Origin of the sequence: Streptomyces ferrugineus, assembly GCF_015160855.1 — a bacterium.
Lineage (GTDB): Bacteria > Actinomycetota > Actinomycetes > Streptomycetales > Streptomycetaceae > Streptomyces > Streptomyces ferrugineus.
On the sequence record NZ_CP063373.1, the window covers coordinates 2,784,921 to 2,806,084 of the forward strand.

At 70.9% G+C, this 21,164-nt stretch carries 19 protein-coding genes; 16 read left to right on the forward strand and 3 right to left on the reverse strand.

The window, feature by feature from the left end; all coding sequences use genetic code 11:
• Positions 1–97: 97 nt before the first annotated feature.
• Both IM697_RS12685 and IM697_RS12690 read right to left on the reverse strand, forming a co-directional pair.
• Positions 98–880, reverse strand: coding sequence for a DeoR/GlpR family DNA-binding transcription regulator (locus IM697_RS12685; RefSeq protein WP_194047626.1), 783 nt, complete (start codon positions 878–880; stop codon positions 98–100).
• A gap of 299 nt (positions 881–1,179) precedes the next feature.
• The gene (locus IM697_RS12690; protein ID WP_194047628.1) at positions 1,180–1,989 is read right to left on the reverse strand and encodes an NAD-dependent epimerase/dehydratase family protein; all 810 of its coding nucleotides are present in this window, start codon (positions 1,987–1,989) and stop codon (positions 1,180–1,182) included.
• 179 nt (positions 1,990–2,168) lie between these two features.
• Here IM697_RS12690 and IM697_RS12695 point away from each other — a divergent pair, with 179 nt between their 5' ends.
• Both IM697_RS12695 and IM697_RS12700 read left to right on the forward strand, forming a co-directional pair.
• Positions 2,169–3,122 (forward strand): 5-dehydro-4-deoxyglucarate dehydratase, encoded by a 954-nt coding sequence (locus tag IM697_RS12695; protein ID WP_194047630.1) that lies wholly within the window; start codon positions 2,169–2,171, stop codon positions 3,120–3,122.
• Positions 3,119–4,282 carry a hypothetical protein gene (locus tag IM697_RS12700; RefSeq protein WP_194047632.1) on the forward strand — a complete coding sequence of 388 codons (1,164 nt, stop codon included), beginning with the start codon at positions 3,119–3,121 and terminating at the stop codon, positions 4,280–4,282. The genes IM697_RS12695 and IM697_RS12700 overlap by 4 nt, the downstream gene beginning before the upstream one ends.
• Here IM697_RS12700 and IM697_RS12705 read toward each other — a convergent pair.
• Positions 4,219–5,454, reverse strand: a complete 1,236-nt coding sequence (locus IM697_RS12705) for an MFS transporter (protein WP_194047634.1) — start codon at positions 5,452–5,454, stop codon at positions 4,219–4,221. The two genes, IM697_RS12700 and IM697_RS12705, sit on opposite strands and share 64 nt — an antisense overlap.
• A 201-nt stretch (positions 5,455–5,655) precedes the next feature.
• Between IM697_RS12705 and IM697_RS12710 the strand changes: the two genes are divergently transcribed.
• The 14 genes from IM697_RS12710 (at position 5,656) to IM697_RS12775 (ending at position 21,053) form a co-directional block, all read left to right on the forward strand.
• Positions 5,656–6,156, forward strand: coding sequence for a DUF6010 family protein (locus tag IM697_RS12710; RefSeq protein ID WP_228044639.1), 501 nt, complete (start codon positions 5,656–5,658; stop codon positions 6,154–6,156).
• Complete coding sequence (locus IM697_RS12715; protein WP_194047636.1) at positions 6,149–6,736, forward strand: TIGR03086 family metal-binding protein; 588 nt, start codon at positions 6,149–6,151, stop codon at positions 6,734–6,736. Before IM697_RS12710 ends, IM697_RS12715 begins: the two co-directional genes overlap by 8 nt.
• Before the next feature lie 57 nt (positions 6,737–6,793).
• Positions 6,794–7,444, forward strand: coding sequence for a dihydrofolate reductase family protein (locus IM697_RS12720; RefSeq protein ID WP_194047638.1), 651 nt, complete (start codon positions 6,794–6,796; stop codon positions 7,442–7,444).
• Between the two features lie 148 nt (positions 7,445–7,592).
• Complete coding sequence (locus tag IM697_RS12725) at positions 7,593–8,261, forward strand: GntR family transcriptional regulator (RefSeq protein ID WP_194047640.1); 669 nt, start codon at positions 7,593–7,595, stop codon at positions 8,259–8,261.
• Positions 8,258–9,166 carry a dihydrodipicolinate synthase family protein gene (locus IM697_RS12730; protein WP_194047642.1) on the forward strand — a complete coding sequence of 303 codons (909 nt, stop codon included), beginning with the start codon at positions 8,258–8,260 and terminating at the stop codon, positions 9,164–9,166. The genes IM697_RS12725 and IM697_RS12730 overlap by 4 nt, the downstream gene beginning before the upstream one ends.
• Positions 9,163–10,899 (forward strand): L-arabinonate dehydratase, encoded by a 1,737-nt coding sequence (gene araD / locus IM697_RS12735; protein ID WP_194047644.1) that lies wholly within the window; start codon positions 9,163–9,165, stop codon positions 10,897–10,899. Before IM697_RS12730 ends, araD begins: the two co-directional genes overlap by 4 nt.
• A 107-nt stretch (positions 10,900–11,006) precedes the next feature.
• The gene (locus IM697_RS12740; protein ID WP_194047646.1) at positions 11,007–11,939 is read left to right on the forward strand and encodes a carbohydrate ABC transporter permease; all 933 of its coding nucleotides are present in this window, start codon (positions 11,007–11,009) and stop codon (positions 11,937–11,939) included.
• Entirely contained in the window at positions 11,936–12,835 is a 900-nt protein-coding gene (locus IM697_RS12745; RefSeq protein ID WP_194047648.1) for a carbohydrate ABC transporter permease, read from the forward strand. Before IM697_RS12740 ends, IM697_RS12745 begins: the two co-directional genes overlap by 4 nt.
• Positions 12,832–14,127, forward strand: coding sequence for a pectate lyase family protein (locus IM697_RS12750; RefSeq protein WP_194047650.1), 1,296 nt, complete (start codon positions 12,832–12,834; stop codon positions 14,125–14,127). Before IM697_RS12745 ends, IM697_RS12750 begins: the two co-directional genes overlap by 4 nt.
• Positions 14,124–15,281 (forward strand): Gfo/Idh/MocA family protein, encoded by a 1,158-nt coding sequence (locus IM697_RS12755; protein ID WP_194047652.1) that lies wholly within the window; start codon positions 14,124–14,126, stop codon positions 15,279–15,281. Before IM697_RS12750 ends, IM697_RS12755 begins: the two co-directional genes overlap by 4 nt.
• Positions 15,281–16,126 carry a DUF6807 domain-containing protein gene (locus IM697_RS12760; protein WP_194047654.1) on the forward strand — a complete coding sequence of 282 codons (846 nt, stop codon included), beginning with the start codon at positions 15,281–15,283 and terminating at the stop codon, positions 16,124–16,126. Before IM697_RS12755 ends, IM697_RS12760 begins: the two co-directional genes overlap by 1 nt.
• Entirely contained in the window at positions 16,123–17,640 is a 1,518-nt protein-coding gene (locus tag IM697_RS12765; protein WP_194047656.1) for a glycoside hydrolase family 43 protein, read from the forward strand. Before IM697_RS12760 ends, IM697_RS12765 begins: the two co-directional genes overlap by 4 nt.
• A 36-nt stretch (positions 17,641–17,676) precedes the next feature.
• Positions 17,677–19,662 (forward strand): pectinesterase family protein, encoded by a 1,986-nt coding sequence (locus tag IM697_RS12770; protein WP_194047658.1) that lies wholly within the window; start codon positions 17,677–17,679, stop codon positions 19,660–19,662.
• Between the two features lie 50 nt (positions 19,663–19,712).
• The gene (locus IM697_RS12775; protein ID WP_194047660.1) at positions 19,713–21,053 is read left to right on the forward strand and encodes an ABC transporter substrate-binding protein; all 1,341 of its coding nucleotides are present in this window, start codon (positions 19,713–19,715) and stop codon (positions 21,051–21,053) included.
• Positions 21,054–21,164 lie beyond the last annotated feature (111 nt).

Consider the following 21,164-nt stretch of genomic DNA (forward strand, 5'->3'; position numbering starts at 1 on the left):
TGACAAAGGGGACGGTTGTGGGTATGGGAGTGCCCTATGGGGTGGGTCGGTGGGATCTCTGGCTCTTCGGTTGGGGGCGCCTGGGGCGGCGCGGACGTCAGACGCGGATGACCTGTGGCCCCAGCAACGAGTAGCGGTGGGCCTTGGCCGCGGGGAGCAGGGTGCTCGTCACGATCGCCTCCAGCGCGCCGACCTCGGCGAACCGGCAGAAGCTGACCGCTCCGAACTTGGTGTGCACCCCGGCGAAGATCGTGCGCCGCGCGGACCGGATCGCCTGCGACTTGACCTCGCTGACCGCGGGGTCGGGCGTGGTGAGGCCGTGGTCGCGGGAGATGCCGTTGGCGCCGATGAACGCCAGGTCGATGACGAAGCCGGCGAGCATCTTCGTCGTCCAGTGGTCGACGGTGGCCAGCGTGCCGGAGCGCACCCGGCCGCCGAGCAGCAGTACGGAGACCTTCTCGGCCTCGGCGAGGGCGCCCGCGACCGGCAGGGACGCGGTGACCACGGTCAGTGGCCGGTCCGTGGGCAGGGACTCGGCGACGAGCTGCGGGGTGAAGCCCTCGTCGACGAAGACCGTCTCGGCGTCCCCGAGCAGCCCGGCCGCCGCGGCCGCGATCCGGCGCTTCTCGGGCACGTGGCTGGTGGCGCGGAAGGCGAGCGTCGTCTCGAAGCCGGCGCTCTCCACGGGGTAGGCGCCGCCGTGGGTGCGGCGGAGCAGACCGTGGTCCTCCAGGACGCGCAGGTCCCGGCGCACGGTCTCCTTGGCGACGCCCAGGTCCGTGGCGAGCGCGGTGACGTCGACCGAGCCGGTGGCCCGCGCGAGGCGCACGATCTCACGCTGGCGTTCCTCGGCGGTCTTCGCCGTATTCGCCGTCGTCATCGTCGACACCCGCTTCCGTGCTGTGCTGCCTGACTCGATCGCCTCGGGGTGATCGGACCGTGTTGCCCGTTCGGGCCCGGTGGGGCCCATGGGGGAAGTTCTACAGCGGCAAAGCGGGACTGAACAGGCCTGTTGCCGAGTCGATGCTGCCCGTTTATGCCCGTTCGACTCGGCGCGTGACCGTCTCGGACCTGGGCGGCCGTAGATCGCGACGTGAGATCGGGCAGCGCGGATGCCCGAATACGGAAGCGGACGGGCCCGTTCGGTGCCCGTCCGCCCTTTCCGCGCGCCCGTTTCGGTCAGTACGGCCAGATCGGCGGGTCGCTCACGAAGTGGCCGCCCAGGTAGGCGTGCGCGATGTTCTCCGGGTCGAGCTCGCCCTGCTCGGCGATCAGCTTCTCGGCGTACGGCTCGGAGTCGTCCCGCGGCTCGTAGCCGAGGGCGCGGGCGGTGGTCAGGTCCCACCACAGGCGGGTGTTCGCGGAGGAGCCGTGGACGACCGTGTGCTCGACGCCCTCGGCGGTCAGGGCCGCGTGGAAGAGGCGGGCGCCGTCGGCGGGGCTCATCCACACCGAGAGCATGCGGACGCTGGTCGGCTCGGGGAAGCAGGAGCCGATGCGCACGGACACCGTCTCCAGGCCGTACTTGTCCCAGTAGAACTGGGCGAGGTCCTCACCGAAGGACTTGGACAGGCCGTAGAAGGTGTCCGGGCGGTGCGGCGTGTCGATGGGGATGAGCGGGTCGTCACCTCGGGGGCGGGGGGTGAACCCCACCGCGTGGTTGGAGGAGGCGAAGACGATCCGTCCGACGCCCTCCGTGCGCGCGGCCTCGTACAGGTTGTACGTCCCCTCGATGTTCGCCTTGAGGATCTTCTCGAACGGGGCTTCCAGGGAGATGCCCGCGAGGTGGATGATCGCGTCGACGCCCCGCACGGCCGCGCGCAGCGCGTCCCGGTCGGCCAGATCGGCGACGATCGCGCCCGGCTCGCCCTCGATCGGGCGCAGGTCGAGCAGCCGCAGCTCGTAGCCGTACGCCGGCAGCAGGTCCCGCATCAGGGTGCCGAGTCCGCCGGCGGCGCCGGTGAGCAGAACGGTGCGGGGCGCTGGCATCCTCGGAACTCCTTCGATCGGCGGCCGTATGGGTGCCCGGTATTCACATGCGTGGACTAGTTAAGGATCAACACCCTTTCTCGTCAAGGGTGGTGTAGTGCATGTTCATAAACGTAAACTCTGATCAGAATACTGCACTGCTTCCTGATACTCACCCGTTCTCGTCCTAGGGAGAGCCCGTGACGCCTGTCCCCCTCGCCGCACGACTCAGCATTCCCAGCGGGCCCCTGTTCTTCCCCGTCACGGCGTACGGCCCCGATGGCGCCGTCGACCTCGACACCTACCGCACCCATGTACGCCGCGGCGTCGAGGCCGGGGCCGCCGCCGTCTTCGCGTGCTGCGGCACCGGGGAGTACCACGCGCTCACACCCGAGGAGTACGAGGCGTGCGTACGGGCCGCCGTCGAGGCCGCGGACGGACGCGTGCCGGTCGTCGCGGGCGCCGGGTACGGCACCGCCCTCGCGGTGCGGTACGCGCGGCTCGCCGAGGGCGCCGGCGCGGACGGGCTGCTCGCCATGCCGCCGTATCTCGTCGTCGCCGGGCAGGAGGGGCTGCTGCGGCACTACCGGGAGATCGCCGCGGCGACCGCGCTGCCCGTCATCGTCTACCAGCGCGACAACGCCGTGTTCACCCCGGACACCGTCGTCGAACTGGCCCGCACGGACGGCGTCATCGGCCTCAAGGACGGCCTCGGCGACCTGGACCTCATGCAGCGGATCGTCAGCGCCGTACGCGGCGCGGCCCCCGGCGACTTCCTCTACTTCAACGGCCTGCCGACCGCCGAGCAGACCCAGCTCGCCTACCGGGCGATCGGCGTCCCGCTCTACTCCTCAGCCGTGTTCTGCTTCGCCCCCGAGCTGGCGCTCGCCTTCTTCCGCGCGCTGGAATCGGGCGACGACAGGACCGTCAACCGCCTCCTGGACGGCTTCTACCGCCCCTTCGTCGAACTGCGCGCCCAGGGCCGCGGATACGCGGTCGCCCTCGTCAAGGCCGGCGTACGGCTGCGCGGACTGGACGTGGGGGAGGTCCGCCCGCCGCTGCACGAACCGAGCGAGGATCATGTCAAGCAGCTCGCGCAGGTGATCGAACGCGGCTACGCGCTGCTGGAGAAGGAGCCGGAGGACACCAAGTGAAGGCGTCGACATTCGTCTACCCCTGGGACGTCAACGGGGACCCGGCGGCACCCGGCAGGATCGCCGCCCTCGGCGTGCGACAGGTGACGCTCGCCGCCGCCTACCACTCCACCCGCGCCCTCACCCCACGCCACCCGCGCCACCGCATCGTCACCGCCGAGCACGCGGCCGTGCTCTACCCGACGGACGACCGGTGGCGGGGCCGCGAGCTGCGCCCGTACCCGGCCGGCGACTGGGCGCCCGGCGACGCCTTCGGTGAGGCGGCCGCCGCGCTCACGGCCGCCGGCCTGGAGGTGCACACCTGGGTGGTCCTCGCGCACAACTCCCGCCTGGGCGCCGAGCATCCGCACACCTCGGTCGTCAACGCCTACGGCGACCGCTACCCCTGGGCCCCGTGCATCGCACAGCCCGCCACGCGCGCGTACCTCGTCGACCTCGCCGCCGAGGCGGCCGTACGCCCCGGGGTGCGCGGCACCGAACTGGAGTCCCTCGGCTGGTACGGGCTGCAGCACCTGCACGCCCACGACAAGACCGGCGGGGTCCCGCTCGGCGACGCCGGGATGTACCTGATGGCGCTGTGCTTCTGCCCCACCTGCCGGGCGGGCTACGCCGACCGGGGCCTGGACGCCGACGAGCTGGCGGCCGCCGTACGCGCCGCGCTCGAACCGCTGTGGCAGGGGGCGCCGGACGACGGGGGCTGGGCCGGGGTCGAGAAGCTGCTCGGCTCGGAGAGGGCGGCGGCCACGCGCGCGTGGCGCGACGAAACCGCCCGTACGCTCCAGGAGGCGGCGGTCCGGGCGGTCCGCCGGGCCGCGCCCGACGGCTTCCAGGTGCTGCTGCACGCCGACCCGGTGACGTACCACGTCGGCGCCAACCCCGGCGTCGACCCCGCGCACATCCTGTCCGTCGCGGACGGCGTGGTCGTGCCCTGCGCGGACGGCCCCGGCCTGCTCACGCCGTTCGCCGAGCAGGGCCGCGACGGCGCGGTCGTCGCCGCCAACCTCGGTGTGGTCTCCGGGATGGGCGGCAGCCCCGGCACGCTGGCCTCGGACGCCGCACGCGCGCGTGAGCTGGGCGCCACCGAGATCCGGCTCTATCACGCCGGGTTGGCGTCGGACGGCGACCTGGTGGCGGTGCGCGAGGGGCTCGCCGCGCTCTGAAACAGCGGCAGGGCCGTCACCAGCCACACCAGGCCCAGTACGGCCAACAGCAGCCGTACGTCGAGCAGTTCGACCAGGGCCGCCCCGGCTGCCAGCCCGACCACGTTCGGCGTGAACACGAGCGTGTTGGCCGTGGCCGCCGCACGGCCGAGCAGCGCGTCCGGGGTCTCGCGCTGCACGGCGGTGAGCGCGGCGATCAGCACACAGGGCAGCCCGACGCCGCTCGCCGCGCTGCACGCCAGGGCCAACGGGTCGGACGGGACCGCGCGCAGGGCGGCGGCGACGGCCGTGAGCGCGATGCCGTACGCGGCGAAACGGCGCTCGCCGAGCCGTCGTAGCGCCGGGCCGGAGAGCAGCCCGATCGCCACCGAACCGGCGCCCTGGACGGCGTACAGCACACCGGCGTACGCGGGGGCGTGGCCGAGGCCGTCGATGACGGCGTAGATCATCGCGCCGTTGAGACCGGCGAACAGCATGGTCGTGCCGCCGGCCAGGACGAGCGGTCGCAGTCGGGGGTGCGTCCACAGATGGCGGGCGCCCTCGGCGGTCCGCGCCCGCCAGCCGCCGGCCGGTGGCTCGGGGCGGGTCTCGCGCACGCGCAGGCACGCGTACAGGCCGGTCGCGAGCACGAAGGTGACCGCGTCGAGCAGGGCGACGTGCGCGCCGCCGTACGCCGCGTAGACGCCGGCGCCGGCCAGCGGGGCGAGGAGTTTCATGCCCTCGTTCGCGGTCATGCGCAGCCCGTTGAAGTCGCCGAGCAGCAAGGTCGGGACGGCGTTCGCGACGAGGGCGGACTCGGCGGCGTCATGGACGACGCCCGCGGCGCCGTAGACGAACAGGACCGCGAACACCAGCCAGACGCGGTCCGGTGAGTCGACGGCGAACAGGGTCGGCAGCAGCGCGGCCAGGAGCAGGTTCATGCCGATCAGCAGGGGCTTGCGGCGGACGCGGTCGGCGAGCGTGCCGAGCAGCGGGCCGGCCAGGGTGGGCGCCCACATGGCGAGCAGGCACAGCGCGGCCAGACCGTCGGAGCCGGTGAGGTCCTTCACCCATACGCCGGAGGCCAGCCACAGCGCCGAGGTGCCGAAGCCGGAGACCACGACTCCGGCGAGGTAGAGGCCGGCGTTGCGGTGGCGCAGCACGCGCGGGAGTGCCCAGGTGGTGGTCGTCATGCCTGGCCACTGTGCGGCTGAGGCGGGGGCGTGCGGATCGGGAAAGTGCCTTAGAAGGCGCGCATGGCGCACCGTGCGCCGTAAGGCCGGGGCGCCCGGCGGGAATCCGTTGGAAGCTGTCGATTCAGCCACTGGGTCAGGTAAGGGGCTGGTCATAGCGTGGTGAGCCGTCCGAGCGGCCCTCAGGAAATGGCATTGCCCATGCAATACGTCGCGCCCATCGGCGTCGGTCTCCTCTACGCCCTCCTGATGTCCCTGATCCCGCAACCGCACCGGCGGCGCTTCAACGCGATCATGGTGGCCGGAGCGGGCGCCGCCTATCTGAGCGGCGGCGGGCTGGGCGGCTGGGAGTTCGCGTTCACCGCGGTGGCCACCTGTTTGGCCTATCGCGGCCTGGAGTCCTGGACCTTCATCGGCGCCGCCTGGCTGCTGCACACCGCGTGGGACGTCGTCCACCACATCAAGGGCAACCCGATCATCCCCTTCCTCCACACCTCCTCGCTGGGGTGCGCGATCTGTGACCCGGTGATCGCACTGTGGTGCTTCGCGGGTGGAAAGACGCCGCGGGAGCTGCTGGAGTGGGTGCGGGGAGCGAGGGAGCGGAAGGAGCCGCGAGGTCCGTCCCGCGCCGGCGATGAGTTTCGCCTCCGCCGCCGGTCAACCCCTCAGGAACAGACCCTTGAGGAGCCGGCCCATGACTGACACCACCCTCGACCTCGAACCGCAGACCCGCGTCATCGCCCGTCTGGCGGCCGCCGTCCGCGACGATCAGCTCGCGGACGGCACCCCGTGCCCGGAGTACACGGTGCGCAACCTGCTGGGGCACCTGCTCGGACTGGCCGTCGCCTTCCGCGACGCGGGGCGCAAGGACCTGGGCCCCACGACGGACACCAGCCCGGAGGCCGCCCTGCCGGACATCGGGCCGGGCTGGCGCGAGGAGTTGCCCAAGGTCCTCGCGGAACTGGCCGAGGCGTGGCGCGACCCGGCCGCCTGGACCGGCGAGACCCGCGCGGGCGGCGTGCCGCTGACGGGCGCGGAGGCGGGCGTCGTCGCCACGGACGAGCTGGTGATCCACGGCTGGGACCTGGCCCGCGCGACCGGCCTGCCGTACGCCCCCGCCCCGGCCGCCCTGCGGCTGTCGTACGGCATGCTCCTCGCGGCCGCCGACGACCCCAGCCGCGGTGGCGGCATCTTCGGTCCGGTCGTCCCCGTCCCGGACGACGCGCCGCTGCTGGACCGGGCGGTGGGGTTGAGCGGGCGGGATCCGCGGTGGCGGGCGTAGGCCGGCCGGGACCTGTTTCACGAGCCGTGATCAGCGGAGGGAAGGGAAGCGCCCATCATGTCACTCGCCCGTGTCCACAACTTCTCCATCTCGCTCGACGGCTTCGGCACCGGTGAGGGTCCGAGCCGCAAGGCGCCGTTCGGCCACGCCGGCGAAAGGCTGCACGAGTGGATGTTCGCCACCCGGTGGTGGCACCGGATGACCGGCGGGTCCGGCGGGTCGGGCGGTGTCGACGACGCCTTCGCGCGGCAGTTCGCGCCCGGGATCGGCGCCGAGATCATGGGCGCCGGGAAGTTCGGCTACCCCGGATGGCACGAGGACCCGGAGTGGAAGGGATGGTGGGGACCCAACCCGCCGTTCCACACGCCGACCTTCATCCTCACCCATCACCCGCGCCCGTCGATCGAGATGGAGGGCGGTACGACGTTCCACTTCCTCGACACCTCGCCCGCCGAGGCGCTCAGGACGGCCCGTGAGGCCGCGGGCGGCGAGGACGTACGCATCGGCGGAGGGCCCACCGTGGTCCGCGACTTCCTCGCCGCCGGCCTCATCGACCACATGCACGTCGTGGTGGTCCCGATCCTGCTCGGCCGAGGCGTACGCCTCTGGGACGAACTGGCGGGCCTGGAGAAGGACTACGAGGTCGAGGCCACGTCCGCGCCCAGCGGAGTCACACATCTGACCTTCACGCGCACCCACCGCGGCTGAGGCAACCTCAACTTCCTCTGCCAGAAGCATTGACGAAACATGCGCCCCCTCCTACCTTCATCGCGTCGTACTTCGTACGTCATATATGAGACGCGATACGTGAGATCCCATACGCGAGAGCCATCCCGCGAAGATCCGAGAGGCGCGCATGACCTCTGTGCCCACGCCGATCCCCTCGCGCACGCAGTTTGTGCTGGAGGAGATCAAACGCCGCATCCTCACCGGGCAGTTGACGCCTGGTCAGGCCCTGGTGGAGACCGAGCTCGCCGCGCAGTTCGGGGTGTCGAAGACCCCGGTGCGCGAGGCGCTGAAGACGCTCGCCGGGACCGGCCTCGTCGTGATGAGCCAGTACAAGGGCGTCACGGTGCGCATGGTGGACGCGGACATGGCGCACGAGGTCTACGACGTGCGGCTGCTCCTCGAACCCGAGGCGCTCAAGCGTGCCGTACGGCGCGGCGCCTCCCTCGACGCCGCCCGTGACGCGCTGACCCGCGCCGACGCCGCCACCGACACCGCCGAACGCTCCCTCGCCAACCGGGAGTTCCACCGCGCCCTGTATCTGCCGTGCGGCAACCCGCTGCTCGGCCGGATGCTCGACGAGGTCCGCGACCAGGCCGCCCTTGTCTCGGCCGTCGCCTGGGCCGCCTCGCCCTCCTGGGAGCGGGAGGCCGGCGAGCACCGGGAGATCCTGCGGCTGGCGCTCGAAGGAGATGCGGACGGCGCCGCCCGCGCCCTGCACGCCCACATCGCGTCGTTCGTGCGACGGGCCTTCCCGGACGCGGGAGTCGAGGCCCAGGGAGAGGACGGTCCGGCATGACAACGACGTTCGAGCCCCAGCGGACGGCCCTGGCCGACGTGGTGGCGATCCCGGTGACCCCGTTCGCCGAGGACGGGACGATCGACCAGGCCGCACATCGGGCCCTGCTGCGTCGTCTGCTCGACGGGGGCGTCAGCACGCTCACCCCCAACGGCAACACCGGCGAGTTCTACGCCCTCACCCCCGAAGAGCGCCGCCTCGTCACCGAGTTGACCGTCGACGAGGCCGGCGACCGGTCCGTGATCCTCGTGGGCGTCGGGCACGACATCCCCACCGCCGTCGCCTCCGCCCGGCACGCCCGCGAACTCGGCGCCCAGATGGTGATGGTCCACCAGCCGGTCCACCCGTACGTCGCCCAGCGCGGCTGGGTCGACTACCACCGCGCCATCGCCGAGTCCGTGCCCGAGCTCGGCGTCGTGCCGTACATCCGCAACGCCCAGCTCAGCGGCGCGCGCCTGGCCGAACTCGCCGACCACTGCCCGAACGTCATCGGCGTGAAGTACGCCGTCCCGGACGCCGCCAAGTTCGCCGCCTTCGCCCGCGACGCCGGCCTCGAGCGGTTCGTGTGGGTCGCCGGGCTCGCCGAGCCGTACGCGCCCTCGTACTTCTCGGCGGGCGCCACCGGCTTCACCTCGGGCCTCGTGAACGTCGCCCCGTCCGTTTCGCTGAACATGATCGAAGCGCTTCGATCCGGGGACTACCCCGGCGCGATGAAGGTCTGGGAGCAGATCCGCCGCTTCGAGGAGCTGCGCGCCGCGAACGGCTCCGCCGACAACGTCACCGTCGTCAAGGAGGCCCTCGCCTCCCTCGGCCTGTGCCGCCGCGACGTCCGCCCGCCGAGCAGGGAGCTGCCCGAGGACGAGCGCGCCGAGGTCGCCGCGATAGCCGCCGGGTGGTCGATATGACCGGCAGAGAGCGCAAGCGCCCCGAGGAACTGCGCAGCCATCAGTGGTACGGCACCGAGGGCCAGCTGCGCACCTGGTCGCACAACGCCCGCATGCGCCAGCTCGGCTACGAGGCGGAGGAGTACCGGGGCCGCCCGGTGATCGCCGTCCTCAACACCTGGTCCGACATCAACCCCTGCCACGTCCATCTGCGCGAGCGGGCCGAGGCGGTCAAGCGGGGGGTGTGGCAGGCCGGGGGCTTCCCGCTCGAGTTCCCGGTCGCCACGCTCTCGGAGACGTACCAGAAGCCGACCCCGATGCTCTACCGCAACCTCCTCGCGATGGAGACGGAGGAGCTGCTGCGGTCGTATCCGATCGACGCGGCGGTGCTGCTCGGCGGCTGCGACAAGTCGACGCCGGCGCTGCTCATGGGCGCGGCCTCGGCCGACGTACCGTCGATCTTCGTGCCCGCCGGGCCGATGCTGCCGGGGCACTGGCGCGGTGAGACCCTCGGGTCCGGCACCGACATGTGGAAGTACTGGGACGAGCACCGCGCGGGCAACCTGACCGACTGCGAACTGCGGGAGCTCCAGGGCGGATTGGCGCGTTCACCGGGTCACTGCATGACCATGGGCACCGCGTCCACGATGACCGCGGCGGCGGAGGCCCTCGGCATGACCCTGCCGGGCGCCTCCTCGATCCCGGCCGTCGACTCGGGGCACGAGCGGATGGCCGCCGCCTCCGGGCGCCGCGCCGTGGAGCTCGCCTGGACCGCCCTCAGGCCCTCCGAGATCCTCAGCCGTGCGGCCTTCGAGGACGCCGTCACCACCGTCCTCGGGCTCTGCGGCTCCACCAACGCGGTGATCCACCTGATCGCCATGGCGGGACGCTCTCAAGTGCCGCTCTCCCTCGACGACTTCGACCGCATCGCGCGCACCGTGCCGGTGCTCGCGAACGTCCGGCCCGGCGGACAGACGTACCTCATGGAGGACTTCCACTTCGCCGGCGGCCTGCCCGCCTTCCTCTCACGGATCACCGACCTGCTGCACCTGGACCGGCCGACGGTCAACGGCACCCTGGGTGAGCAGATCGAGGGCGCCGTCGTCCACAACGACGACGTCATCCGCACCCGCGACAACCCGGTCGCCGGCGAGGGCGGGGTCGCCGTGCTGCGCGGTAACCTCTGCCCGGACGGCGCGGTCATCAAGCACATCGCCGCCGAGCGGCACCTGCTCAAGCACACCGGTCCGGCCGTCGTCTTCGACGACTACAAGACCATGCAGCGCACCATCAACGACCCCTCGCTCGGCATCACCGCCGACAGCGTGCTGGTGCTGCGCAACGCCGGGCCCAAGGGCGGTCCGGGCATGCCCGAGTACGGCATGCTGCCGATCCCCGACCAGCTGCTGAAGCAGGGCGTACGGGACATGGTGCGGATCTCCGACGCCCGGATGAGCGGCACGAGCTACGGCGCCTGCGCGCTGCACGTGGCGCCCGAGTCGTACGTCGGCGGCCCGCTCGCCCTCGTGCGCACCGGGGACCCGATCACCCTGGACGTCGAGGCGCGCACCCTCCAACTCAACGTCGATGACGAGGAGTTGGAGCGGCGCAGAGCCGAGTGGACACCGCCGCCCGCACGGTACGAGCGGGGCTACGGCGCGCTCTACAACGAACAGATCACCCAGGCCGACACCGGCTGCGACTTCGAGTTCCTCGCCCGGTCGGGCAGGGTCGCGGATCCCCACGCGGGCTGACCGGCAGTACGACACGACCTCGCACACCCCTGCACACGGAGAAAGCGCTTCCCGCACGACGCACGCAAGCACCACGCACGCACGACGCACACGAACGGAGAACAGTCATGGCCCAAGCCGCAGCCGTGGCGAAACCGCCCGCGCCACCCCGGCGGCGCCGTGCCTCCGCCACACCGCGCAGGCTCCCGTATCTGCTGATCGCCCCGGCCGCCCTGCTCATGCTGGGCTTCATCGCCTACCCGGTCATCAGCGTCTTCTACTACAGCCTGCAGGAGTACAACCCCACCAAGCCGTGGCGGAACGGCTTCGCGGGCTTCGACAACTTCGTCCAGGCCTTCACCGACGACCCGCTGTTCTGGGACTCGCTGCTCTTCAGCGCCAAGTGGGTGTTCGTCGAGGTCGGGCTGCAGCTGCTGTTCGGTCTGGCGCTGGCGCTGATCGTCAACCAGACCTTCGTGGGCCGGGGACTCGGGCGGGCCATGGTGTTCTCCCCGTGGGCCGTCTCCGGCGTGCTGACCTCCGCGATCTGGGTGCTGCTCTACAACTCCCAGACCGGCGTCACCCGCTACCTCGCCGACATGGGCATCGGCTCCTACGGCACCAGCTGGCTGTCGGACACCGGCACCGTGTTCTGGGCCGCGATCGTCGCCGACCTGTGGCGCGGCGTGCCCTTCTTCGCGATCCTCATCCTCGCCGACCTCCAGTCCGTCTCGAAGGACCTGTACGAGGCCGCCGAGGTCGACGGGGCCAGCCGGATCAAGCAGTTCTGGCACATCACCCTGCCGCACCTGAAGGACGCGATCATCCTCTCCACGCTGCTGCGCGCGGTGTGGGAGTTCAACAACGTCGACCTGCTCTACACCCTGACCGGCGGCGGACCCGCGGGTGTGACCACGACGCTGCCGCTGTACGTCGCCAACACCACCGTCGACGCCCACGACTTCGGCTACGCGTCGGCCCTGACCACGGTGGCGTTCGTGATTCTGCTCTTCTGCTCGATCGTCTATCTGCGACTGAGCAAGTTCGGAGGCGAGAAGTGATCACCAAGGAGGCCACCGAGGTCGCTCCCGTGCCCGCGACCGTCGTCCCCGAACCGCCCCGGCCGGCGAAGAAGCGGCGCCGCGCCTGGGACGAGGCCCCCCGCTGGCAGATCTACCTGCCGCTGGGCATCTACCTCGTCTTCACCCTGATCCCGTTCTACTGGATCCTGCTCTTCTCGCTGCGCCCGGCCGGCTCGACCTCGCTCGTGCCCTGGCCGATGACCTTCGACCACTTCGAGAAGGTGTGGACGGACCGTAGCTTCGGCACCTACTTCCAGAACAGCGTGCTCGTCGGTGTCGCGACCCTGTTCATGACGACCCTGGTCGCACTGGCCGGCGGCTACGCGCTCGCCCGGTTCAACTTCAAGGTCAAGCAGCTCTTCATGCTGGCCCTGCTGTGCTCCCAGTTCGTGCCCGGCGCGCTGCTGTTGGTCCCGCTGTTCGAGATCTTCGCCGAGCTGCAGATGATCAACTCCCTCGGCAGCGTCATCCTCGCCGAGACGGTCTTCCAGCTGCCGCTGTCGATCATCCTGATCAGCAACTTCATCAAGAACGTGCCGTACTCCCTGGAGGAGGCCGCCTGGGTCGACGGCTGCGGCCGGATGAAGGCCTTCCGGATCGTCGTCCTGCCGCTGCTGCGGCCCGGTCTGATCGCCGTCGGCTCCTTCGCCTTCGTGCACTCCTGGAACCACTTCCTGTTCGCCCTGATGTTCCTCAACAACCAGGAGAAGCAGACCATCCCGGTCGGCCTCAACACCCTGATGGGCGCCGACAGCGTCGACCTCGGCGCGCTCGCGGCCGGCGGCATCATCGCGGCCGTACCCGTGGTGATCGTGTTCGCCTTCATCCAGAAGTGGCTGATCACCGGCTTCAGCGCGGGGGCGGTGAAGGGATGAGACTCCGTCACGTCATAGCCGCCACCGCCCTGCTGGGACTGCTCGGCGTCCCGGCCCACGCCGACGAGGGCCGTGACATCAGCCGCGACGCCCTGCCCGCGAACGACGGCTGGGCGGCGGCCGACGGTGGTACCACGGGGGGTTCCACCGCCGACGACGCCCACGTCTTCACCGTACGCGACCGCAGTGAGCTGGTCCGCGCCCTCGACGGCGGCAGCGACACCCCGAAGATCATCAGGATCGCCGGGACCATCGACGCCAACACCGACGACGACGGCGACCGCCTCACCTGCGCCGACTACGCCACCGACGGCTACAGCCCCAAGCAGTATCTGGCCGCCTACGACCCCCGCACCTGGGGCTCGGCCAAGCCCAGCGGCCCGCAGGAGGAGGCGCGCAAGGCGTCGGCCGCCCGGCAGGCCGAGCGGGTCCAGCTGGCCGTCGGCTCCAACACCACCATCGTCGGACTCGGCGACGACGCCGTCCTCAAGGGCGGCAGCCTCCAGGTCAAGGGCGCGAACAACGTCATCATCCGCAACCTCGAACTCCGCGACGCCTACGACTGCTTCCCCGTCTGGCAGCCCAACTCCGGCGGCCTCGGCGACTGGAAGACGGCGTACGACAACATCTGGCTGCGCGGCGCCACCCACGTCTGGATCGACCACGTCACCGTCAGCGACAAGGGCCACCCGGACGAGAAGGAGCCCACCTACTTCGCCCGCAACTACCTCCGCCACGACGGCCTGCTGGACATCACCAACGCCTCCGACCTGATCACCGTCTCCTGGAGCCGGTTCGCCGACCACGACAAGGCGATGCTCATCGGCAACGGCGACACGGCGACGGGGGACCGCGGCAAGCTGCGCGTCACCCTGCACCACAACGAGTTCGAGTCCCTCGTCCAGCGCGCCCCGCGCGTCCGCTTCGGACAGGTGCACCTCTACAACAACCGGTACGTCGTCCCGGCCGACGCCCACGACTACCGCTACTCCATCGGTGTCGGCGCCGAATCGCGGATCCACGCCGAGAACAACGCCTTCCACACCCCCGGCCACATCGAGGTCGCCGACCTGGTCAAGAGCTGGAACGGCACCGCGCTGCACCAGACCGGCACGCTCTTCAACGGCTACCCGGTCGACCTGCTCTCGATCCACAACGCCTACAACTCCGGCAGCGAGCGTGATCTCACGGCCGACGTCGGCTGGACACCTACCCTGCACGGAAAGATCGACAGCGCCGGGACGGCCGACCGAGAGGTGGCACGCGGCGCGGGCGCAGGGAGGATCCCATGAGCACTGCCGTACCCATCGTCCTGGCGGGCGCGCGCGGCCACGGCCGCTGGCACCTGGAGAACATCCGGCGGCTCCAGGACAAGGGCATCGTCCGCCTCGCGGGCATCTGCGAGCTGACCCCGCTGACGGACAGGGAGCTCCCGGAGGGCCTGGGCGAGCCCGAGCAGTCCGCCGACTTCGGAGCCCTCCTCGACTCCACCGGCGCCCGGATCGCGGTGATCTGCACACCGATCCCGACCCACACCGACCTGGCCCTGACGGCCGCCCGCAGGGGCGTGCACATCCTGCTGGAGAAGCCGCCCGCCCCCTCGTACGGCGAGTTCCGGCGCATGGCCGACGGGGTCGCCGAGGCCGGCGTCGTCTGCCAGATCGGCTTCCAGTCGCTGGGCTCGCACGCCGTGCCGGCGATCCGGACGCTGATTTCCGAGGGTGCCATCGGGGAACTCGTCGGGGTCGGCGGCGCCGGGGCCTGGGCGCGGGCCGAGGAGTACTACCGGCGGGCGCCCTGGGCGGGCAAGCGCAGGCTGAACGGCGTCGACGTGATCGACGGGGCGCTGACCAACCCGCTCGCGCACGCCGTCGCCACCGCCCTCGCGCTGGGCGGCACCGTGCGCGCCGAGGACGTCACCGCCATCGAGACCGAGCTGCTGCGCGCCAACGACATCGAGTCCGACGACACCTCCTGCGTCCGCGTCACCACCGCGCAGGGCCGCCCGGTCGTCGTCGCCGCGACGCTGTGCGCCGAGGACCCCGACGACCCGTATGTCGTCGTCCACGGCGAACGCGGCCGCATCACCTTCTGGTACAAGCAGGACCGCGTACTGCTCCAGCGCGCGGACCACGGCCCCGAGGAGTTCGAGTACGGCCGCACCGACCTGCTCGAGAACCTCGTCGACCACCTCACCGACGGCACCGGCCTGCTGGTCCCCCCGGACACGACCGGCGCCTTCATGAAGGTCGTCGAGGCCATCCGCCTGGCCCCCGACCCGGCCCGACTGCCGGACCACGCCTGGCAGCTGCTGCCCGACGAGCGGCGCCGCGTCGTGCCCGGCATCGACGGCCTGGTCGCGGCCGCCGCCGACACCCTCGCCCTCTACTCCGAGCTGGGCGCCCCCTGGGCCCTCCCGGCGAGAACGAAAGAGGTGAGCACCTGATGACCCCCCACGACACCGCGGTGCTGCGCGTCGCGGGCCGCCCCGTCGGCCGGTACGTCACCCGGCCCGAACTGCCGGCCCGGCTCTCCCCACGCCCGTACCTGCACCCCGTCACCACCCTGGCCGGCACGGCGGTCACCGAGCTCAGCCCCGCCGACCACACACACCACCTCGGCGTCGGTGTCGCCGTTCCCGACGTCGAGGGGCACAACTTCTGGGGCGGACGCACCTTCGTCCGTGACCAGGGCCCGACCGAGCTGGACAACCACGGCGCCCAGCGGCACACGGCCTTCCAGCTGCGCGACCCCGACGGCTTCGTGGAGGAGCTGCGTTGGGTCGCCTCGGGAGCCGAGCTGCTGCGCGAGCGCCGCACGGTCGCGGCCACCGAACTCACCGGCTTCGCCTGGGCGTTGGACTTCACCTTTTCCCTCACCAACGTCACCCCGCAGGCGCTGTCGATCGGCAGCCCCGCCACCAACGGCCGCCCCGGCGCCGCCTACGGCGGCTTCTTCTGGCGCGCGCGCAAGGAAGCCGAGGCCGCGGAGGTGTTCACCGTCGACCGCGAGGGCGAGCGGGAGATCCACGGCACCCGCGCCCCCTGGGTGGCCCTCACGGGCTCCACCTGGACCCTGATCTTCGCCGGGGCCACCGAAGAGACCCGCCAGGACCCGTGGTTCGTGCGCGCGGGGGAGTACCCCGGCGTCGGCTCCTCTCTCGCCTCCGAGGACCGGCTGCCGATCCCGCCCGGCGAGACCGCCGTACGCCGGATCGTCACCGTCGTCGCCGACGGCCGCGTCAGCCGGCTCGAAGCGGCCGCCCTGGTCCGCAAGGCGGTGAGCCCATGACCGCCGAGACCACGGGGACCTACACCAACCCCGTCCTCGACGCCGACTGGTCCGACCCGGACGTCGTCCGCGTCGGCGACGACTTCTACCTGACCGCCTCCAGCTTCGGCCGCGCCCCCGGACTTCCCCTGCTGCACTCCCGGGACCTGGTCAACTGGACGCTGGTCGGCCACGCCGTCGAACGCCTGGAACCGGCGGAGGAGTTCGTGGCCCCCCGGCACGACTGCGGCATCTGGGCCCCGTCCCTCCGCCACCACGACGACCGCTTCTGGATCTTCTGGGGCGACCCCGACCAGGGCATCTTCCAGGTCAACGCCCCCGAGATCCGTGGCCCTTGGACCAGGCCACACCTGGTGAAGGAGGGCAAGGGCCTGATCGACCCCTGTCCCCTGTGGGACGACGAGACCGGCGAGGCCTACCTCGTGCACGCCTGGGCCAAGTCCCGCTCCGGGGTCAAGAACCGCCTCACCGGCCACCGGATGCACCCCGACGGCACCGAACTCCTCGACGAGGGCAAGCTGATCGTCGACGGCGACCTGATACCGGGCTGGTTCACCCTGGAAGGCCCCAAGCTCTACCAGCACGACGGCTGGTTCTGGATCCTCGCGCCCGCAGGGAGCGTGGAGACCGGCTGGCAGGGCGCCTTCCGCTCGCGCGAGTTCTTCGGGCCGTACGAGGAGAAGATCGTCCTCGAACAGAAGGACACCGACGTCAACGGGCCGCACCAGGGCGGCTGGGTGCGCACCCCGTCCGGTGCGGACTGGTTCCTGCACTTCCAGCAGCGGGGCGCGTACGGCCGGGTCGTGCACCTCCAGCCGATGCGCTGGGGAGCCGACGGCTGGCCGGTGCTCGGGGACGACGGCGCCCCCGTCGCCGTACATCCCAGGCCCGACCTGCCGGCGCAGCCGGCCGCCGCACCCGCCACCGACGACCACTTCCCCGGCGGACGGTACGGCCGCCAGTGGCAGTGGACGGCCAACCCGCAGGACGGCTGGGCCACCCAGCACTCCGGCGACGGTCTGCGGCTGGCCTGCGTCCGCTCGGCCGACGCGCACGACCTGCGCAGACTGCCGAACGTCCTCACCCAGCGGCTGCCGGGCACGCCCTGCGCCGTCGAGGTCGAGCTGCGGCTCGACAGCGATGAGCCCGGGGCGCGGGCGGGGCTCGCGGTGCTCGGGGACGCGTTCGGCTGGATCGGGCTCCAGCGGGGCGCGGACGGGGCGGCGCATGTCGTACACCGGTTCGCGGAGGCGGTCGCGGAGAGGGAACGCGACGCCGCTCATCCGCGGCTCGCGCCCGAAGGGCGGGTGCGGCTGCGGATCGAGATCGGGTCCGGGGCGCGGTGCCGGTTCTTCTACGACGCCGGGGACGGGCCGCGTCCGTCCGGGCCGGTGTTCGCCGCCACGCCCTGGCGGTGGGTCGGCGCCCTGCTGGGGTTGTTCGGTCTCGCCCCCGCCGGTCAGGGCCATGCCGGGGCGGCGACCTTCACGCAGTTCAGGATCAGCAGCTTGTAACACATCCCCTCATTGGTACCGCTTTTGGGAGCCGCAATGACGCACCTCAATAGCAAGCGCTTGCCGGGATCCGGTAGAACCGTGGCCGCCGTCATGGGCCTGGTGGCCGCCCTGGGCCTCGGGTCGATCGGCGAGGCACAGGGCGCCACCCCGGCGTCGCCCACCATGACGACGGCCACGCCGTGGACCGACCGGGCCCACGGCTTCGCCTCCCTCGACGGCGGCACCACCGGCGGGGCCGGCGGCAAGGTCGTCACCGTCACCGACCAGGCCTCACTGGCCAGGTACGCGGCGGCCGAGGAGCCGTACATCATCCGCGTGGCCGGATCGATCGAGGTGGCGCCCTTCGGCTCGGACATCGTCGTCGGGTCGGACAAGACCATCGTCGGCGTCGGCGACACCGGGGAGATCGTCCACGGCGAGCTGCACCTCAACCCGGGCACCAGCAACGTCATCATCCGCAACCTGACGATCCGCGACTCCTACGTCGAGGGCGACTGGGACGGCAAGACCAACGACTTCGACGCGATCCAGATGGACACCGTCGACCACGTCTGGATCGACCACAACCGCTTCACGCACATGGGCGACGGGCTGCTCGACATCCGCAAGGACAGCCAGTACATCACCGTCTCCCACAACCAGTTCACCCACCACAACAAGGCGCTGGGGATAGGCTGGACGTCCAACGCGCTGACGCAGATCACCATCGACCACAACTGGTTCCAGGGCACCAAGCAGCGCAACCCGTCGGCCGACAACTGTGCCTACGCCCACCTGTACAACAACTACTTCACCGACCAGGTGCGCGACGACGACCCGGTGTGGACGTACGGCAGTTGGGCGCGCGGCCGGACCAAGATGGTCCTGGAGAACAGTTATTTCGACGGCGTCCGGCATCCCTACCAGGCCGACGCGACGGCCGAACTGGTCGAGCGCGGGTCGATCCTGAAGAACACCACCGGGCGGCACGACGAGTGGGGCGACGCCTTCGACCCCCGGGAGTTCTACCGGTACCGGCTGGACCCGGCCGCCGCCGTGCCGGCACTCGTCTCGCGGTTCTCCGGCCCGCAGAAGCGGCTCGGTGACTCTGTGACGCTGCGCGTCCCAGGCGATTACCCGACCGTGCAGGCCGCCGTGGACGCCGTGCCCCGCGGCAACGCGAGCACGGTGGTGATCGCGGTCGCGCCGGGCACCTACCGGGAGAAGGTCCACATCCCCTCGAACAAGCCGAACATCGTGCTGCAGGGGACTGGACAAGATCGGTCCGACACCGTCATCGTCTACGACACGCCCGCCGAGTACGGCGGTTCGAGCGGCAGCGCCACCGTGCGGATCGACGCGAACGACGTCACCGCGCGCAACCTCACCTTCAGCAACGACTTCGACGAGGCCGCACACGAGCTGAAGGGCGAGCAGGCGCTCGCGATGAAGACGAACGGCGACCGGATCGTCTTCGAGAACACCGGCTTCCTGGGCAACCAGGACACCCTGATGACCAACAGCCCCTCGCTGACCACCGTCAGCCGGGTCTACATCCGCGACTCGTACATCGAGGGCGACGTCGACTTCATCTACGGCCGCGCGACCACCGTCATCGAGCGCTCCGTGATCCGCGCGCTCAGCCGCGGCTCGACCACCAACAACGGCTACATCACCGCGGCCTCGACCTGGAAGGACAACCCCTACGGCTTCCTGATCACCGACTCCAGGATCGTGAGCGACGCGCCGGACGGCTCCTTCCACCTGGGTCGGCCGTGGCACCCCGGTGGTGACCCCGACGCGATCGCCCAGGTGCTGATCCGGAACACCGAGCTGCCGGCCGCGATCAAGGCCTCGCCCTGGACCGACATGAGCGGGTTCTCGTGGAAGGACGCGCGGCTCACCGAATACCGGAACTACGGGCCGGGGGCGGCCGTCACCGCGGACCGGCCGCAGATGAGCGACGAGGAGGCGCGGACCCACACCGTCGCCGACTACCTCCAGGGCACGGACAACTGGGCGCCGTACGCCCGTCACTGACCCCCACAACTTCACATCTCCGCTGGATCCAGAACGAAGAGAGCCGACCAATGAAGATCAGCATCCGTAGAAGCAGGCGCGCTGCCACGGCCGTCGCCCTCGGGTCCGTCCTCGCCCTGACCGCCACCGCCTGCGGTGACGACGGCAGCGGCGCGAGCGGTGAAGAAGGCAGCGGCAAGGGAGAGATCGTCTTCTGGGACAACAACGGCGGTGTCCGCACCGACATCTGGAAGGAGATCATCGCCGACTTCGAGAAGGCGAACCCGGACATCGACGTCGAGTACGTCGGCATCCCCTCCACCGACTACCAGTCCAAGGTCGACACCGCCATCCGGGGCGGCGGCCTGCCGGACGTCGGCGGGGTCGGCGCGGCGATGCTCGCCGGGTTCGCCGCCCAGGACGCGCTGGAGCCGCTGGACGACCGGCTCGCCAAGTCGTCCCTCAACGGCAAGCTGAACGAGGGCATGGTCGAGTCGGTGAAGGTCGCCGGCGGCTCGGACGAGCACATGTACACGATCCCGACCTCCGCGAACAACGGCACGCTGTACTACCGCACCGACCTGTTCGAGAAGGCGGGCCTGGACGAGCCGTCGTCCTGGGAGAAGTTCTACGAGGCGGCGGAGAAGCTCACCAACACCAAGAAGAACGAGTTCGGTTACACCATCCGCGGCGGCGCCGGCTCCATCGCCCAGGCGCTGGACGCGATGTACGGGCAGTCCGGCATCACGTCCTTCTGGGACGCCGGCGGCGAGAAGACCACGCTCAACGACGCGAAGAACGTCGAGGCGCTGGAGAAGTACGCCGCCCTCTACAAGAAGGTCACCCCGGCGGCCGACCTGAACAACGACTTCACCAAGATGGTCGCCCAGTGGGACTCCGGCACCATCGGGATGCTGAACCACAACCTGGGGTCGTACCAGGACCACGTGAAGGCCCTCACCACCGAGAAGTTCCGGGGCATCCCGCAGCCCACCGGGCCGGGCGGCAAGCGGGTCCAGGTCTCCAACCCGGTCGACGGACTGGGCCTGTTCAAGAGCTCCAAGAACAAGGAGGCCGCCTGGAAGTTCATCGAGTTCGCCGTCTCCCACGAGTCGAACTCCAAGTGGAACGAGTCGGCCGGCGCGATCCCGTCCAACAAGGAGGCCGCGCAGGACGCGTGGATCTCCGAGGCCGAGCCGACGAAGCTGGCGGCCGCGGCGCTGAACGACGGTTCGACCGAGATCGTCCAGCTGCCGTACTACCTGCCCGACTGGAACACCATCTCCAAGGCCGACAACGAGCCCAACTTCCAGAAGGTGCTGAACGGTGACATGAGCGCCAAGGACTTCCTGGACACGATGGCCGAGCAGCTGAACGAGGCTCAGGCCGAGTGGAAGCAGCAGAAGGGCTAAGAGCTCGGTCGTTGTCTGACGGTGGCCGGCTGCGGGTTTCGTCGTGGCTGGTCGCGCAGTTCCCCGCGCCCCCAAGGGGGCGCGGGTCACCCCCCTCATGTGAAAGGCACC

Bases quoted from the DNA above. Each gene is read 5' to 3' on its own strand.
- IM697_RS12685 (WP_194047626.1), bottom strand. From the start codon at position 880: ATGACGACGGCGAATACGGCGAAGACCGCCGAGGAACGCCAGCGTGAG.
- IM697_RS12690 (WP_194047628.1), bottom strand. From the start codon at position 1,989: ATGCCAGCGCCCCGCACCGTTCTGCTCACCGGCGCCGCCGGCGGACTC.
- IM697_RS12705 (WP_194047634.1), bottom strand. From the start codon at position 5,454: ATGACGACCACCACCTGGGCACTCCCGCGCGTGCTGCGCCACCGCAAC.
- IM697_RS12710 (WP_228044639.1), top strand. From the start codon at position 5,656: ATGCAATACGTCGCGCCCATCGGCGTCGGTCTCCTCTACGCCCTCCTG.
- IM697_RS12715 (WP_194047636.1), top strand. From the start codon at position 6,149: ATGACTGACACCACCCTCGACCTCGAACCGCAGACCCGCGTCATCGCC.
- IM697_RS12720 (WP_194047638.1), top strand. From the start codon at position 6,794: ATGTCACTCGCCCGTGTCCACAACTTCTCCATCTCGCTCGACGGCTTC.
- IM697_RS12725 (WP_194047640.1), top strand. From the start codon at position 7,593: ATGACCTCTGTGCCCACGCCGATCCCCTCGCGCACGCAGTTTGTGCTG.
- IM697_RS12730 (WP_194047642.1), top strand. From the start codon at position 8,258: ATGACAACGACGTTCGAGCCCCAGCGGACGGCCCTGGCCGACGTGGTG.
- araD (WP_194047644.1), top strand. From the start codon at position 9,163: ATGACCGGCAGAGAGCGCAAGCGCCCCGAGGAACTGCGCAGCCATCAG.
- IM697_RS12740 (WP_194047646.1), top strand. From the start codon at position 11,007: ATGGCCCAAGCCGCAGCCGTGGCGAAACCGCCCGCGCCACCCCGGCGG.
- IM697_RS12750 (WP_194047650.1), top strand. From the start codon at position 12,832: ATGAGACTCCGTCACGTCATAGCCGCCACCGCCCTGCTGGGACTGCTC.
- IM697_RS12755 (WP_194047652.1), top strand. From the start codon at position 14,124: ATGAGCACTGCCGTACCCATCGTCCTGGCGGGCGCGCGCGGCCACGGC.
- IM697_RS12760 (WP_194047654.1), top strand. From the start codon at position 15,281: ATGACCCCCCACGACACCGCGGTGCTGCGCGTCGCGGGCCGCCCCGTC.
- IM697_RS12765 (WP_194047656.1), top strand. From the start codon at position 16,123: ATGACCGCCGAGACCACGGGGACCTACACCAACCCCGTCCTCGACGCC.
- IM697_RS12770 (WP_194047658.1), top strand. From the start codon at position 17,677: ATGACGCACCTCAATAGCAAGCGCTTGCCGGGATCCGGTAGAACCGTG.
- IM697_RS12775 (WP_194047660.1), top strand. From the start codon at position 19,713: ATGAAGATCAGCATCCGTAGAAGCAGGCGCGCTGCCACGGCCGTCGCC.